This window comes from Butyrivibrio sp. XB500-5, assembly GCF_003625505.1.
In the GTDB taxonomy this organism is placed as follows: Bacteria; Bacillota; Clostridia; order Lachnospirales; family Lachnospiraceae; genus Butyrivibrio.
The window spans coordinates 176,434-191,332 of record NZ_RAIS01000006.1; the positions used below are offsets into that span (position 1 = coordinate 176,434).

Here is a 14,899-nt window from a genome sequence, read left to right on the forward strand (position 1 = left end):
GATAATTCATGCTTGATGTTTCTGATAAAGTTCCTACCGCATATTAAAACTATAATACATAATACTGCAATTACAATTACATGTCCAAGTAAAGGCGTCATAACTCATACCTCCATTGAAAAACGACATTTTATGAATTAGCTTTTACTGCCGACTCAAGACCTTCATTTCCTGTGGCAACATAGCCCTTTCTGAAAAGAAGGTAGATAAGTCCTGCCAAAAGAACTATCGCTACAACACTACCGATTCCGAATGATGCAGCACCTGTGATAAGGCTTCCGAGGTTGTAAACGATAAGTGCAAGCACATAAGCCCACAAAGTCATATATCCGATAGCAGCCCATGTCCACTTAGCGTTGTTCATCTCACGCTTGATAGCTCCAATTGCAGCGAAGCAAGGTGCACAAAGAAGATTAAATACCATGAATCCGTAAGCTGCAAGCGGTGTGTAATCTGCAGCTACTCTATCCCATATCTGTTCGCCTTCTTCTCCGAGCTCTTCATCCGCATCGTCATAGTTATAAAGAACACCGAAAGTTCCTACTACTTCTTCTTTAGCTACAAGGCCTGTGATAGTTGAAACAGTAGCCTTCCAGTTACCGAATCCAAGAGGCTTAAATACAGGTGAGCATGCATTACCGAATCCTGCAAGAAGTGATGCATCCATAGCATTTACATCCTCAGCGGGAACATCCATCTTATCGGCAAGCATTTGAACATAGTCTTCCGTAACTATTGATTCATCCTCAAAGAGGTTGTCTACAAGTCCAAAGTTTCCGTTTACATTACCGAATGCGGAAAGGAACCAGATAATGATAGAAGAAACTACGATAACGCTGCCGGCACGCTTAATGAATGACCAGCCTCTCTCCCATGTTGCACGAAGCACACCTGCCCATGAAGGGATATGGTATGCGGGAAGCTCCATAACGAAAGGAGCGGGAATTCCTGCAAACGCCTTGAACTTCTTAAGAATGATACCCGAAAGTACGATTGAACCGATTCCGATAAAGTAAGCCGATGCTGCGATAAGAGGTGATCCTCCGAATACGGCGCCTGCAATAAGTCCGATAATCGGAAGCTTAGCTCCGCAAGGCATAAATGTTGTTGTCATGATGGTCATACGTCTGTCACGCTCGTTCTCGATAGTACGGCTTGCCATAACACCGGGAACACCGCAGCCTGTAGCAACAAGGCAAGGAATAAATGACTTACCGGAAAGACCGAACTGTCTGAAAATACGGTCCATAACGAATGCCACACGTGCCATATATCCGATATCTTCCATAATTGAAAGAAGGAAGAAAAGAACAAGCATCTGGGGTACGAAACCGATAACAGCTCCTACACCTGCAACGATACCGTCCTGAATAAGTCCGTAAAGAACAGTTCCCTCTTCAACATGAAGAGCTGTAAGCAAAGTATCAAAGAATCCGGGAATCCACTCACCGAAGATAACATCGTTGGTGAAATCAGTTGCCGCTGTACCGATAGATACGCTCCATCCGCCCATAGCGATCGCATAGATAAGGAACATTACAAGTGCAAAAATAGGAAGTCCCAAAATACGATTGGTCACTATTCTGTCTATCTTATCGGATATAGAAAGCTCGCCCTTTGCACGGCCTTTTTTAACAGCCTTTTCTGTCACGCTTGTGATATAAGAATATCTCTCGTTAGTGATGATTGATTCTGCGTCATCATCAAGAGATGCCTCACAAGCCTTGGTAATGCTCTCAATCTGAGCCTTCTTATCTGAAGAAAGATTAAGTGCCTCCAATGCCTTGGAATCACGCTCGAAAGCTTTTATTGAAGTCCAGTGAAGGAATTTATCATCAACCGAGCCCTTCAAAACTTCTTCTATCTTTTCGATAGCTTCTTTAGCTTCATCTGTAAGAACTTCTTTTCTGTCGGCTGCCTTTCCTTCCTTGGCTGCTGCGACAGCTTTTTTTACAAGTGCATCCGTACCTTCTGATTTAAGAGCAGAAAGCTCAACAACTTCACAACCAAGTGCCTCTGAAAGAGCCTTGATATCAAGCTTATCACCGTTCTTACGAACAAGGTCCATCATATTAAGTGCAACTACAATGGGAATATTGAGCTCAAGAAGCTGAGTTGTGAGATATAGATTACGTTCTATATTGGTTCCGTCTACGATATTGATGATCGCATCGGGCTTCTCATTTACAAGATATGTACGAGATACAACTTCCTCCAGAGTATATGGAGAAAGAGAATAAATACCGGGAAGATCCTGGATGATAACATCCTTGAATTCCTGACCTTTAAGTCTACCCTCTTTCTTTTCTACAGTAACACCGGGCCAGTTACCAACGTACTGTCTGCTACCTGTAAGATCATTAAATAATGTTGTTTTTCCGCTGTTGGGGTTACCCGCCAGAGCAATCTTGATTTCCATGTTAACCTCCTGATTATTCGACTTCTACAAATTCTGCGTCTGCTTTACGAACTGTAAGCTCGTAGCCTCTGACTGTAAGCTCGATAGGGTCACCAAGAGGCGCTACCTTGCGAACAATTATCTCTGTTCCTTTTGTAAGTCCCATGTCCATAATTCTGCGTCTTGTAGGACCTTCCCCATGCAGCTTCTTAATAACAGCTGTCTGTCCGATCGCAACATCTCTTAATGTCTTCATGAATAAAGTCTCCTCTTCTTTATATCTATTAGATCATAATGCGATTAGCCAAAGTCTTATCAAGAGCAATTCGGCTATCTTTAACATTGATGATCAGATTCCCACCGTTCTTACTTACAATGGTAACCGGCTCACCAATGATAAAACCAAGTTCTGCGAGATGCTGACGTGTCTCATCATTACCCGATACATGTTTTATAGAAACAAGTTCACCAATATTTCCCATACTTAATGGCATATTGATCTCCTTTCAAATACATAAAAGATATAACTTATTACCCGTTAGCAATGTCTAATAAAATGTTAGTCCTTGCTAACCATGATAAGAATAGTCTTTTTGAAATTCTTTGTCAATAGATTTTGGTAAATTTTTGTTATTAATAGCTAACAAAATTTCATAGCATTTTCGAGGCTTTGTAAGTAAAAAACACCTCACTTTTATAAGTGAGGTGTTAGCACGAACTAATAATATGAAGACTTACATAATAATATCAGAAGTCTTTTTTATCTCTCATACGCTCGATCGCATCCATTGCAAGACGGCTACGCTCACACTCTGAAGCAGATAACGATACCTGCCAGCAGAACGGGCTACCCTTCATATGCTCTGAAGCATAGGATAATCCGTTAGTTCTCTCATCAAGGAACGGTCTGTCTATCTGATTCGGATCTCCCAGAAGAATAATCTTGGTATCCTTGCCGGCTCTCGTGATAATACCCTTAGCCTGTGTAGGTGTCATGTTCTGAGCTTCATCTATAATAAGGAAAGTCTTAAGAATCGATCTTCCTCTTATGAAGTTCAGCGCTTCGCACTGTACGATACCTCTGTCAAAGACTTCATCCGTCTTATCCCGGAGCTCCTTCTCGTCCTTGTATCTCTCTTCCTCATTGGAATCAATGAGCTGCTCAAGGTTATCGATAATGGGTCTCATAAGCGGTGATATCTTCTCCTGCTCATCTCCGGGAAGAAAGCCTATATCATCATCAAACTGTGAATTGGGTCTGCACACAAGAATCCTTCTGTACTCTCCGGTCGGCCGATTTATCATCTTCTCAAGTCCGACAGCAAGTGAATAGAAAGTCTTGGCTGTACCCGCCATACCTTTAACGATTACAAGCGGCGCTACATCAGCAGGCTGCATAAGCGCTTCCTGTAAAAAGTACTGGCCTGCATTTCTCGGCTTAACGCCGTAGGGCTGCGATCTTTCAAATTCAAGCCTCTTGATGACGCCCTTACTTACTCTGCCCATCTGAGTCTTATTGGTAGACTGATCGGCTCTTACAACAACAAATTCATTCTCGTATAACTCAGGTTCATATCTGTTACCGTCTTCATCGCAACAATAAACTTTGCTGACGGGTATACCCTTTTTCTTGAAATCCTTAAAAATCTCTTCGGGCGCATATACATCGATCCTGCCACTGTACTGCTCTTGGTGTCCCGCAACCTGCTCGGTTGTGAAATCCTCGGATCTGATATCGATAAGCTGCGCCTTGATACGCATCAGAATATCCTTAGTTACCAGAACTACCTGTTCTTTCCTGCTCTCCGACAATCCCTTACATACCTTAAGTATCCTGTTGTCGGATTTGTGTTCCGCCATATCTTCCGGAAGGACTGTATCCTTGAAGTTCTTCTCAACTCGAAGACTTCCCCCGTTATCAAGCTTAACACCTGCAACCAGATCGCCTGATCCCCGAAGCTGTTCGAGGATTCTGATTGCTTCTCTTACATTGGCTCCTCTCTCGCCCTCATCGCGTTTATGGGCGTCCAATTCTTCTAAGACTACCAGCGGAAGAACGACCTCGTTATCATCAAAGCACTTCAAGGCGTGTGGTGCCTGAATCAAAACGTTGGTGTCCAGTACGTAGATCTTCTTCATGCGTACGTCCCCCTTATTTGTATGACTTGTACCTTAATTATACCACATCTTGTGGTTTCGCAATATATTTCTTATTATATTAAGGACAAAAAAATTCCTCGAACAAATCATTCGATCATTCGAGGAATTATAGATTAATTAAATCAGTATTTACTGTATTTCTGCGGCTCTCTTAAGCGCTTCGTCGATGTGGGGGAGGAAATTCTCACTTCCGACAAGCTCTACAAAGCCGTCCTTCTTCATCGTATTCATAGGCTGCTCATTAACATGTGAAAAGACAAGCTGAACACCGTTCTTTTTACATCTGTCATAGAGCTGCTCGAATGAATGCATTGCTGTCGCGTCGATCGCGGGCACACCACGCATGCGGATAACAAGAGCCTTGGTAAAGTCCTTGATGCTGATCTCAGCGATCTGCTCGGCATCACCAAAGAACATAGGTCCGCTGATCTCATAAACACGAACGTGCTTGGGAATATCCTTAAGGTTCATTCCGTCCGGATCATCCTCGGGATCGAAGTATTTCCATCCTCTTACACGAGACTCTTCGCTCATTCTCTTCATAAAAAGAAGACAAGCAAGAACCATTCCGATCTCAATGGCAACAACAAGGTCAAATACTACCGTAAGTACAAACGTAAGAACAAGCACCAAAATATCGCTCTTGGGCGCTGTTTTTACAAGATGTACGAAGGTTCTCCACTGACACATATTATAAGCGACCATGAAAAGAATAGCCGCAATCGTAGGCATGGGAATAAGCGCTGCGTAAGGCATAAGCACTACAAGCACAAGAACAAGGCAGATTGAATGGATCATACCTGCGATAGGTGTTCTTCCGCCGTTCTTGATATTGGCTGCCGTACGAGCGATAGCTCCTGTTGCGGGGATTCCGCCAAAAAGAGCCGATCCGATGTTACCTGCGCCCTGAGCTACAAGCTCCATATTGGATCTGTGCTTCGAATCGATCATACTGTCTGCAACAACACAGGATAAAAGAGATTCGATAGCCGCAAGGATTGCAATTGTAAATCCGTCTCCCGCTACGTCTTTTAACAAAGGATAGCTTATTGCCGGAAGTCTGAACGCGGGAAGCTGACCCTTAATAACATAGAGGTCTCCGATCGTATTAACGTGAAGTCCAAGAAACTTTACCATAAAGATTCCGACTATAACAGCTATAAGAGATCCGGGGATCTTGCTGCTTATCTTGGGCCATACAATCTGAATAACAAGACAAACAACACCTACGATAAGTGCCTGATAATTTAAAGTTCCGATATTCTTACCGATGGCTTCGATCTTATCCATTGTCTCAACCGTAGCAGTTCCCGCAGGATAAGTTAGCCCCAAGAAATCTTTGATCTGTCCTATAAGGATAGTTACTGCGATACCGGCTGTAAATCCTGTTGTAATTGTATATGGAATGAACTTGATAAGTGATCCGAGTTTAAATACACCCATCAATATCAGAAGGATTCCTGCAAATACAGTTGCAAGAGCAAGGCCTTCCATTCCTTTTGTGGCTACAATGCCCGCAACGATTGTTGCAAAGGCTGCTGTAGGTCCGGCTATCTGTACTCTGCTTCCTCCAAGGAAGGAGATAATAAAGCCGGCTACGATAGCAGTGTACAGACCTTCTTCAGGCCCAACGCCTGATGCAAGCGCAAGTGCGATTGAAAGCGGAAGTGCGATTATCGCAACTATGATTCCGGATACAAGGTCCTGCGCGAATTGTTTACCGTTATAGCCTTTTAAAACGGTAAACAGCATTGGTTTAAGTTTTTCATTTTCCATAATATTCTCCCTGATAACATTCTCCGTAAAAACGCCGCCCCGGAACCTCCGGGGCGACGCCATGATGTCATACACAAGAAGTATAACTATTATTTATTGATTGTGCAATACATGAAATACTTAAAGCCGAGAGGAGTTGTGAAGAATCCGTCTACGCTGTCGTCGATCATGTAAAGATCTGTGTAGTAATAGATAGGGCAAATTGTGCCTGTTGACATAAGGAGATCCTCAGCCTTGTGCATAAGCGCATATCTTGTCTTAGGATCTGTGCATGTCTTGATGTCGCTGATAACAACGTCATAAGTCTCAGCCCATGTTCCGTTCTCAACCTTTGTATCATAGCCAAGGTCTGTAAGGTCAATGCTGTAAGCCTTAACTGTCTCATTGTCGCCCTTACCGAGCTGAACATCGTTGTTTCCTGAAACTGTTGTCCACATATCAAGGAAAGAAATAGGATCGTTGTAATCTCCGAGCCATCCGTTACGTGCTACAGAGAAGTCACCGTTCTTTCTTGTCTCAAGGAATGTAGCCCACTCCTGATTCTCAAGGCTCATGTTGATGCCCATCTGAGCGAAGTTAGACTGGATAGCCTCAGCGATTGCCTTATGTCCCTCGTTTGTGTTGTAGAGGTATACAAGTGAAGGCATATCTGTGAACTTTCCTGAAGCCTCATCAAATGTGTAGTACTTCTTGAGTACTTCTTTAGCTTCTTCCCAAGTCTTTTCATATGCTTCTTTAGATACATCAAAGTATCCTGTATAGTCGTTATTACCTGCATTCTTATAGAATTCAGTTCCGTCAGCGTCTGTAAGACCCATAGCGACGAATGAAGAAGCGGGAACCTGTCCGCCCTGTGATACATCTTCAACAATGTAGTTTCTGTCTACAAGAAGGTTAACGGCTTTTCTGATCTCAGCCTCTGCAAGAGCCTTCTCTGTGCCCTCAAGATCACTGTTGGGAAGAAGGTCTTCATTTACATTCCAGCAAAGATAGTATGTACCAACGTTACCTGTGATAACGAACTCATCAGGGTAATCCTTCTTAAGAGCAGGAATCTCGTTTGTAGGTACATCATCGATAAACTGCCAGTCACCGTTCTTGAAGTTAGCAAGGTCATTATTTACATCGTCAGAAAGATAGAAGTTGATAGCAGGCATTGTCACCTTAGCAGCATCAACATAGTCATCTCTCTTTCTAAGTGTAAGATAAGAGTTGTGCTCCCAGCTCTCGATTGTGTAAGCACCGTTGCAGATCATTGTCTTAGGCTCTGTTGCCCATGCTTCGTTAGCTACAACATCCTCACGTACAGGCTTGTATGTAGGGAATGCCATAAGCTCGTTCCAGTAAGGAACCTGATTCTTAAGTGTTACAACAAGAGTCTTGTCATCGGGAGCCTGAACATTAAGTGCCTCATCACCCTTGGCATCATCAGCCCACATAGCATCATATCCGTCGATTACATCAAACATGTAACCGTAATCTGCTGCTGTTGCAGGTGAAGCGGCACGGTTCCAAGCAAATACGAAATCGCCTGCTGTTACAGCCTTACCGTCAGACCATGTAAGACCATCCCTAAGTGTATAAGTATAAGTTACTGTTCCGTCAGGATTCTCTACACCCTCAGTAAACTCTGTGATGCAATCGGGAGCAAGTACGCTCTCACCGTTTGCGCCCTCTTCCCAAGTAGCAAGACCTGCGAAAAGGTGATTGATAACGATACCGCAATCTACAGCTGACTGAAGTGCAGGATCAAGCGTTGCCGGCTCGGATGCAAGACATACGCTTATTCCATCCTTTGCAGGGCCCTTTTTAGCGCCGCAGGCAACAAGGCTCAGTACCATTGTCATTGCAAGAAGTACTGAAAATAACTTCTTTTTCATAATTTTCCTCCTTATTATGAATTATGAGTTGAGTTTTATCATTCAGTTGGCGTCTTCCATATGATGACACGCAACAAAGTGACCTTTGCTAACCTCTTTAAACTCAGGCATGCACTCTGCACAATCAGCCTTTGCATAAGGGCATCTCGTACGGAAAGGACATCCCGAAGGAGCATTAAGAGGACTGGGTATATCACCGGACAATACAATACGCTGATTGGCTCTTGCGATCTTGGGGTCCGGAACGGGTACTGCGGAAAGAAGTGATTTGCTGTAAGGATGAAGCGGATTATTGTAAATCTCATCAGCATCCGCAAGCTCTACCATCTTACCCAAGTACATTACTGCTATTCTGTCACTGATGTGACGTACAACCAAAAGGTCGTGTGCTATAAACAAATATGTAAGTCCGAGCTTATCCTGAAGCTCATCAAACATATTGATAACCTGCGCCTGAATGGAAACGTCAAGAGCCGATACGGGCTCGTCACAAACTATAAATTCAGGATTAACGGCAAGAGATCTTGCAATACCGATACGCTGTCTCTGCCCGCCGGAAAATTCATGTGCATATCTGGAAGCATGCTCAGAGTTAAGTCCTACATATCCCATAAGTTCAAGAATACGCTCTCTGCGCTCTTCCTTAGTCTTGTAAAGCTTATGTATGTCAAGCGGCTCGCCGATAATATCGGAAACCGTCATTCTCGGATTAAGTGATGAATAAGGATCCTGGAAAACCATAGTAGCTTTTTTGCGGAACTCTTTTATATCCTCTTTGGTCTTAATAAGCTTACCGTCATACCAAATCTCACCGGATGTGGGCTTATAAAGATTAAGGATGGTGCGTCCGACGGTTGTCTTACCGCAGCCTGATTCTCCTACAAGACCTAATGTCTCACCTTTTTTGATTTCAAAAGAAACATCGTCAACCGCCTTAAGAGGCTTGGTCTTGAAAAATCCTACGTTAATATCAAAGTATTCTTTTAAGTGTTTAATCTCAAGGAGATTTTTTTCGTTATTATTTATACTCATGACCTATCACCGCCTTCCATCTGCTTTTTGACATTCATCCAACAGCCTGCGGCGTGGTCGTCATTAATCTGCATACGCTCTGCTCTCTCACGAAGACATATCTTCATGGCAGCATCGCATCTGGGTGCGAAAGGACATCCTTTCGGCATATTGAGAAGGTCGATAGGCGTTCCGCTGATAGGCTCAAGCTTCTTACCCTCTTTTCCCTCTGTAGGAATCGAGCGAAGAAGGCCCTTTGTATATTCGTGACAAGGATTGTAGAAGATCTCATCCGCTGTTCCCTGCTCACAGATAGAACCAGCGTACATTACGATAACTTCATCGCACATCTGAGCAACAACGCCAAGATCGTGTGTGATCATGATGATAGCCATTCCAAGCTCTTCCTGAAGTGATTTCATAAGATCAAGGATCTGTGCCTGAATTGTAACGTCAAGCGCTGTTGTGGGCTCATCCGCGATAAGGATATCGGGTTCACATGCAAGCGCCATAGCGATCATAACTCTCTGTCTCATACCGCCTGAAAACTCGTGTGGATACTGATCCATACGCTTTTCGGGCTCATTTACGTTAACGAGCCTCAGCATCTCGATCGCACGCTCTTTTGCCTGCTCTTTATTTCTTCCTGTATGGAGTAAAATTGCCTCCATAAGCTGATGACCGATTGTATATGTAGGGTTAAGACTGGTCATGGGATCCTGGAAAATAATCGAAATCTTATTTCCTCTTACGGTCTTCATGACTTTCTCGCCTGAATTAACAAGCTCCTGACCGTCAAGCTTTATAGAACCCGAAACGATCTTACCTGCTCCCGCAAGAATCTGCATGATCGAATAAGCCGTAACCGACTTACCTGAGCCTGACTCTCCTACTATTCCAAGGACTTTGCCTCTGTCCAAATTAAAAGATATTCCGTTAACTGCCTTGACCTCTCCCGCATCCGTAAAGAAAGAGGTGTGCAGATCTCTGACTTCCAATAAACTCATATTTAAATCTCCATCTGTTTTCTCTTATAAAAATGTCTATCAAGTATCAAGCTTAGGATCAAACGCATCGCGAAGTCCGTCGCCGAAAAGGTTAAGAGACAAAACGATGAGTGAAATAACAAGTGCCGGGATCACCAATCTTGAAGGATATGATGAAACACCGTTGAGCGCGTCACATGCAAGAGATCCGAGCGAAGGCATCGGTGCGTTAACACCAAGTCCAAGGAATGAGAGGTAACTCTCTGTGAATATTGCACTTGGAATCTGAAGCGCTGTTGAAATAATGATTACCGAAAAGCAGTTGGGAATAAGATGTTTAAGAATGATCCACTTTCCTTTTGCTCCGGCTGCCTGAGAAGCAAGTACATACTCCTGTTCACGAAGTGAAAGGATCTGTCCTCTGATAAGTCTTGCCATTGATACCCAGTAAAGAACACCAAATACTATAAACAAACTGATGATGTTCGAACCGATCTTGGCAAGTACCGTTCCGTCAAGCGCTCCCTCCATTACGACCTTAAGGACGGATGAAAGAAGGATAACCATAAGCATATCCGGAAGTGAATATATGATATCGACTATTCTCATTATGATAAGATCGACTCTTCCTCCCGCATAACCTGCGATGGAACCGATCGTCATACCAATAATAAGAACGATTATGCTGGCAAAAAAGCCAACTGCGAGTGAAATACGTGTTCCGTAAACTACACGGATGAAATAATCTCTACCCTGAGAATCTGTTCCGAAGATATGAGGAACAACCTTCTCTCCGGCAGCTCTTAAAGTCTGCTCTGTCGTGCTGTACTCAAAAGGACTGAGATTATTAAAAGAATTGTCTGTAGCCTTACCGGCCTGCATCCCAAGCATCTGCTCATATGAATAAGGCCAGAACATCGGCACGAAAATAGCTGCCAATGTGATAAATACTATTATAAAGAAACAAGTTGTAGCAACCTTGTTCTTGAGAAGTCTCTTTACGCTGTCTTTAAAAAATGTAGATGAAGGACGCATCTGCACCATATACTCTTTTTCAGAGTCTGTGGCAGGAATAAAATCGTCCATATTAACCTGTGCACTGAAAATTTTCTTGTCCATTTATATTACTCTCCCAATTATTCTAAAGTGATACGAGGATCCACAACCTTATACATGATGTCACCGATAAGGTTCATGATTACGATGAGGGCTGCAAGTATGATAGTTGTGCCCATTACAAGCGGATAGTCACGTCCCGTGATGCTGTTAACGAACGCTCTTCCGATTCCGGGAACCGCGAAGATCTGTTCAACAACGAGGGAACCTGTGACAATACCGGCAAGCATCGGTCCAAAGTATGTGATAACCGGGATAAGTGAATTTTTAAGTGCGTGTCCGAAAATAATCTTTGTTCCGGATACGCCTTTTGCCTTTGCTGTTCTGATATAATCCTGTCCCAAAACTTCAAGCATTGAAGATCTGGTAAGTCTTGTGATATATGCCATCGGATAAAGCGAAAGCGTTACAACGGGAAGGAAAAGTCCGTTTCTTGCCGCTCCGTTAGCAGGGAAAATCTTAAGAGAAATTGCAAATATTATAAGAAGGAACGATCCCATGATAAATGAAGGCATTGATACGAATGCTGTTGTCATTACCATAATGATCCTGTCAACGAGTTTGTTTCTGCGAAGTGCTGCAAAAGATCCGAGAACAACTCCGAAGATAAGAGCGATGAGCGCTGCAATGATACCGAGCTTGGCGGAAGTCTTCATTCCGTCAAGGATGATACCGTTTACATTACGTCCTCTCTGCTTTAATGAAGGACCGAAGTCAAAGTGCAGACATACGTCCTTGAGATAAGTAAGATACTGTGTTCCTAAAGGTTTGTCCAAACCATACTTAGCTTCCATAGCTGCCATAACCTGTTTGGTTACAGCCTTTTCCCCTGTGAATGGGCCTCCCGGTACTGCGTGCATAACGAAAAAGGTAACTGTGATAACTACCCATATTGTAACGATTGCAAGCAATACTCTCTTTACAATGTACATTAGTGTCTTAGTATTCATAGTCTCTCCAACCTGTAAAAATTTATGTTATCGGGTATAAGTATATTATACACCGAAATAATGGAATGTTAGAGCTTTCATTTTTCGAGCAAAGCGTTACCACTTTATCACATTAAATCGAGCAAAAAAAGTACAATGACATACTTGCCCGTACGTCATTGTACCGAAACATCCATATTAAGCACACGTATAAATCTTATCTTAAATACGTGCAAGCACAGACTATGATAATCAAACGATTAACCCATGTCAAGCGATACATTAAAATCGCTCAAAGTGATTAAAATAAATCAAGAATCCTTGACAAAAAAACACCTGTACGCGAGCGAAAGACTTTTTTAAGCAAAAATCATCGTTGACTGTCTCTCTTTATCCTCTTGCTGTTTCTTCTGAAGATTGACCTGATAAGCGTCAAGTGCCTGCTTGGTCTTAAGTGCGCTTATAGCATCAGATACGTTCTGCTCTTCCTTGTTCATCTGATATCCGTTGAGCTCCATAGCGGCATGGCTGTTATATGTAAGCGCATGCTCCACTCTATTCGTTGTAGCTCCCGCATCGCTTCTTTCACTTGAAAGCTTCTCGATTGCCTTATCAATCCTGCTCATATCGAAGTCACCGCTCGTTACGTCGTAATCTTCGATTCCAAGCGCCTTAAGTGAAACATTCTTGGAAGAGATAACCTCCTCGGAGCCGTTGTTGTCGGATGCAACTCTCATATCAGGAGTTGTTCCGTCAAGAAGTTTCTTTTCATTATAAGTAGTTGCCCCTGCTATATCGTCAATGCCCTTCTTATACTGATCGATCTGATCCTGGATCGAGCGTCTGTCACTGTCCGATAAAGTTCCGTTTGAAGCCTTAACCGAAAGCTCTTTTATCGACTGAAGATACTCTGTAACCTCTTGCATCGCTCCGTCTTCTACGTTAAGAGCAGACTTAGCGGAAGTAAGATTCTCACCGCCGGCCTCAAGACCTGTTGTCTGAGCCTTGGTCTTTTCCTGAATCGCAAGCTCGGACGCTCCCTGAGCAGCCTTGGTGTACGTACCGCCGTTTGAAATAACCGAATACGGTGAATATGAAGAATATCCGGATACTGAAGAAATGCCTGTCATATCGGCCTCCTTATCAAAAAAACATAACTCTAATCTTATAGTAGTAAGTGGTTTTGCAAAAAACTATATTTAAATTATAAAATTACATCGAAACTGAAATGAAATTACATTGCGCACAAATAAATTTGAAAATTTTTTTGAAAAAAATAAAATATTTCACTTTTTGAACACATTTATGGTTTATAGTATTTATAAAGTTAGTGATGTAATCATGCTCTATTCTTTAGAGTAATCACTATCTCCCCCTCATAAGAAAATCGCAGGCACTCACGTCCCCCCGTGGGTGTTTTTGCGTTATTGGGATAATTTTAAGTTTATGTCGAAAGATGCATCGAAAGCACAAGAAAAGTCCACAGCAATTGCTGCGGACTTTTTTTCTACATTCTAAATTATAAGGCGTTTGCCATAGATTTTCACTCTACATCTCAGTCCTTGTACTTTTGGTACATCTCGGTAAGCTCCTGTATCTCCTCGGGCGACAAATTCTCTGCAGCATACTTCATAAGTCCCGCCTCGTCACCATCATTTACATATTGCATTACTTCGGTAACCGTCTCGGTATCCATATGCTCTTCTACAATCTCAGTGACTTTCTGCTTGTCTTCCTCACTCATCTTGGAAGTGATCTCTCCGATCTTTTCTCCTGCACCGGGGATCTTCTCTGCATTTTCAATCACTGTCTCTACCGCTTTTTCAGCGACTGCCTTCTTAGCCTTTTGCTTGATCGCCGGAACAGCGACTTTTACAAAAACAAGTCCCACTATCAATAATACCGCAATTACAATAATTGCCTTAACTGCACCGTTTTTCATATCCTTACCACCGTGAATATCATCAAAATCGTCTTCAAAATCTTCTACGCGATCGCGACGCCTGCGTCTGTCACGCTCATTACGCCTGCCATCATCGCGGCGCCTGTCACGTTCTTTTCTTCTATCATATCTCTCATCGTCATATCTGTCATCATAGCGATCGTCGCGATAATAATCGTCCTCGTAATCATCTTCATAACGTTCGCCTCGGTCGTCGTAACGGTCATTGCGCTCGTCGTAACGGTCCTCTCTGCGATCATAATCGTCATCATAACGATCATCTTCATAGCGTCTGTCGTCTTCGTAGCGATCGTCATAGCGCTCATCTTCGTAGCGTCTGTCGCCTTCGTAGCGATCGTCATAGCGACCACCATCGGCATCCTCATATCGATAATCATCATAGCGATCGTCGGAATCCTCGTATCTATAATCTCTGTCATCGTAGCGATCTCCATTATCAAAGTGATCATCATAGCGGTCGTCGCCATCATTTCTTTCTTCATTTCCATAATAATCTATATGATCATCATAACGATCGTCGTATTCATCTCTATAGCGCTCGTATCCCCGCTCACGCCTATCATCCCGCGAATAGTACTCGCGGTCTGCGTAGTTGTTATTACGTATATCTTTTGACATTTTTTCTCTCTCCTATTTTTATTTTTTGAATAAGTTATAATTCTTTTATAATTTTGTCACAG

Annotated in this window: 12 protein-coding genes; all 12 read right to left on the minus strand. The window is 42.9% G+C overall.

The genetic code is table 11. From position 1 onward, the window contains the following. Positions 1-130: 130 nt before the first annotated feature. Positions 131-2,419: a ferrous iron transport protein B gene (gene feoB, locus D6856_RS11785; RefSeq protein WP_120687041.1), complete on the minus strand. Its 2,289-nt coding sequence runs from the start codon at positions 2,417-2,419 to the stop codon at positions 131-133. Between the two features lie 13 nt (positions 2,420-2,432). Then, complete coding sequence (locus D6856_RS11790; RefSeq protein WP_092243121.1) at positions 2,433-2,654, minus strand: FeoA family protein; 222 nt, start codon at positions 2,652-2,654, stop codon at positions 2,433-2,435. Positions 2,655-2,682: 28 nt separating this feature from the next. Then, entirely contained in the window at positions 2,683-2,892 is a 210-nt protein-coding gene (locus D6856_RS11795; protein WP_120656907.1) for a FeoA family protein, read from the minus strand. Positions 2,893-3,145: 253 nt separating this feature from the next. Beyond that, positions 3,146-4,537 carry a PhoH family protein gene (locus tag D6856_RS11800; RefSeq protein ID WP_120687042.1) on the minus strand — a complete coding sequence of 464 codons (1,392 nt, stop codon included), beginning with the start codon at positions 4,535-4,537 and terminating at the stop codon, positions 3,146-3,148. 150 nt (positions 4,538-4,687) lie between these two features. Next, on the minus strand, positions 4,688-6,334 hold the full coding sequence (locus tag D6856_RS11805) for a SulP family inorganic anion transporter (protein ID WP_120687043.1): 1,647 nt from the start codon (positions 6,332-6,334) through the stop codon (positions 4,688-4,690). 89 nt (positions 6,335-6,423) lie between these two features. Further along, complete coding sequence (locus D6856_RS11810; protein ID WP_120687044.1) at positions 6,424-8,214, minus strand: peptide ABC transporter substrate-binding protein; 1,791 nt, start codon at positions 8,212-8,214, stop codon at positions 6,424-6,426. 42 nt (positions 8,215-8,256) lie between these two features. Further along, positions 8,257-9,246 (minus strand): ABC transporter ATP-binding protein, encoded by a 990-nt coding sequence (locus D6856_RS11815; RefSeq protein ID WP_120687045.1) that lies wholly within the window; start codon positions 9,244-9,246, stop codon positions 8,257-8,259. Then, positions 9,243-10,232: an ABC transporter ATP-binding protein gene (locus D6856_RS11820; RefSeq protein WP_092243137.1), complete on the minus strand. Its 990-nt coding sequence runs from the start codon at positions 10,230-10,232 to the stop codon at positions 9,243-9,245. The genes D6856_RS11815 and D6856_RS11820 overlap by 4 nt, the downstream gene beginning before the upstream one ends. 39 nt (positions 10,233-10,271) lie before the next feature. Then, positions 10,272-11,330 carry an ABC transporter permease gene (locus tag D6856_RS11825; protein ID WP_092243140.1) on the minus strand — a complete coding sequence of 353 codons (1,059 nt, stop codon included), beginning with the start codon at positions 11,328-11,330 and terminating at the stop codon, positions 10,272-10,274. Between the two features lie 17 nt (positions 11,331-11,347). After that, on the minus strand, positions 11,348-12,277 hold the full coding sequence (locus tag D6856_RS11830) for an ABC transporter permease (protein WP_092243146.1): 930 nt from the start codon (positions 12,275-12,277) through the stop codon (positions 11,348-11,350). A 338-nt stretch (positions 12,278-12,615) separates the two neighbouring features. Continuing rightward, complete coding sequence (locus D6856_RS11835; RefSeq protein ID WP_120687046.1) at positions 12,616-13,386, minus strand: flagellin; 771 nt, start codon at positions 13,384-13,386, stop codon at positions 12,616-12,618. 425 nt (positions 13,387-13,811) lie between these two features. Further along, a complete protein-coding gene (locus D6856_RS11840) occupies positions 13,812-14,837 on the minus strand; it encodes a hypothetical protein (RefSeq protein WP_120687047.1) in 1,026 nt (341 codons plus the stop codon). Between the last annotated feature and the right edge of the window lie 62 nt (positions 14,838-14,899).

Bases quoted from the DNA above. Each gene is read 5' to 3' on its own strand.
- feoB (WP_120687041.1), bottom strand. From the start codon at position 2,419: ATGGAAATCAAGATTGCTCTGGCGGGTAACCCCAACAGCGGAAAAACA.
- D6856_RS11790 (WP_092243121.1), bottom strand. From the start codon at position 2,654: ATGAAGACATTAAGAGATGTTGCGATCGGACAGACAGCTGTTATTAAG.
- D6856_RS11795 (WP_120656907.1), bottom strand. From the start codon at position 2,892: ATGCCATTAAGTATGGGAAATATTGGTGAACTTGTTTCTATAAAACAT.
- D6856_RS11800 (WP_120687042.1), bottom strand. From the start codon at position 4,537: ATGAAGAAGATCTACGTACTGGACACCAACGTTTTGATTCAGGCACCA.
- D6856_RS11805 (WP_120687043.1), bottom strand. From the start codon at position 6,334: ATGGAAAATGAAAAACTTAAACCAATGCTGTTTACCGTTTTAAAAGGC.
- D6856_RS11810 (WP_120687044.1), bottom strand. From the start codon at position 8,214: ATGAAAAAGAAGTTATTTTCAGTACTTCTTGCAATGACAATGGTACTG.
- D6856_RS11815 (WP_120687045.1), bottom strand. From the start codon at position 9,246: ATGAGTATAAATAATAACGAAAAAAATCTCCTTGAGATTAAACACTTA.
- D6856_RS11820 (WP_092243137.1), bottom strand. From the start codon at position 10,232: ATGAGTTTATTGGAAGTCAGAGATCTGCACACCTCTTTCTTTACGGAT.
- D6856_RS11825 (WP_092243140.1), bottom strand. From the start codon at position 11,330: ATGGACAAGAAAATTTTCAGTGCACAGGTTAATATGGACGATTTTATT.
- D6856_RS11830 (WP_092243146.1), bottom strand. From the start codon at position 12,277: ATGAATACTAAGACACTAATGTACATTGTAAAGAGAGTATTGCTTGCA.
- D6856_RS11835 (WP_120687046.1), bottom strand. From the start codon at position 13,386: ATGACAGGCATTTCTTCAGTATCCGGATATTCTTCATATTCACCGTAT.
- D6856_RS11840 (WP_120687047.1), bottom strand. From the start codon at position 14,837: ATGTCAAAAGATATACGTAATAACAACTACGCAGACCGCGAGTACTAT.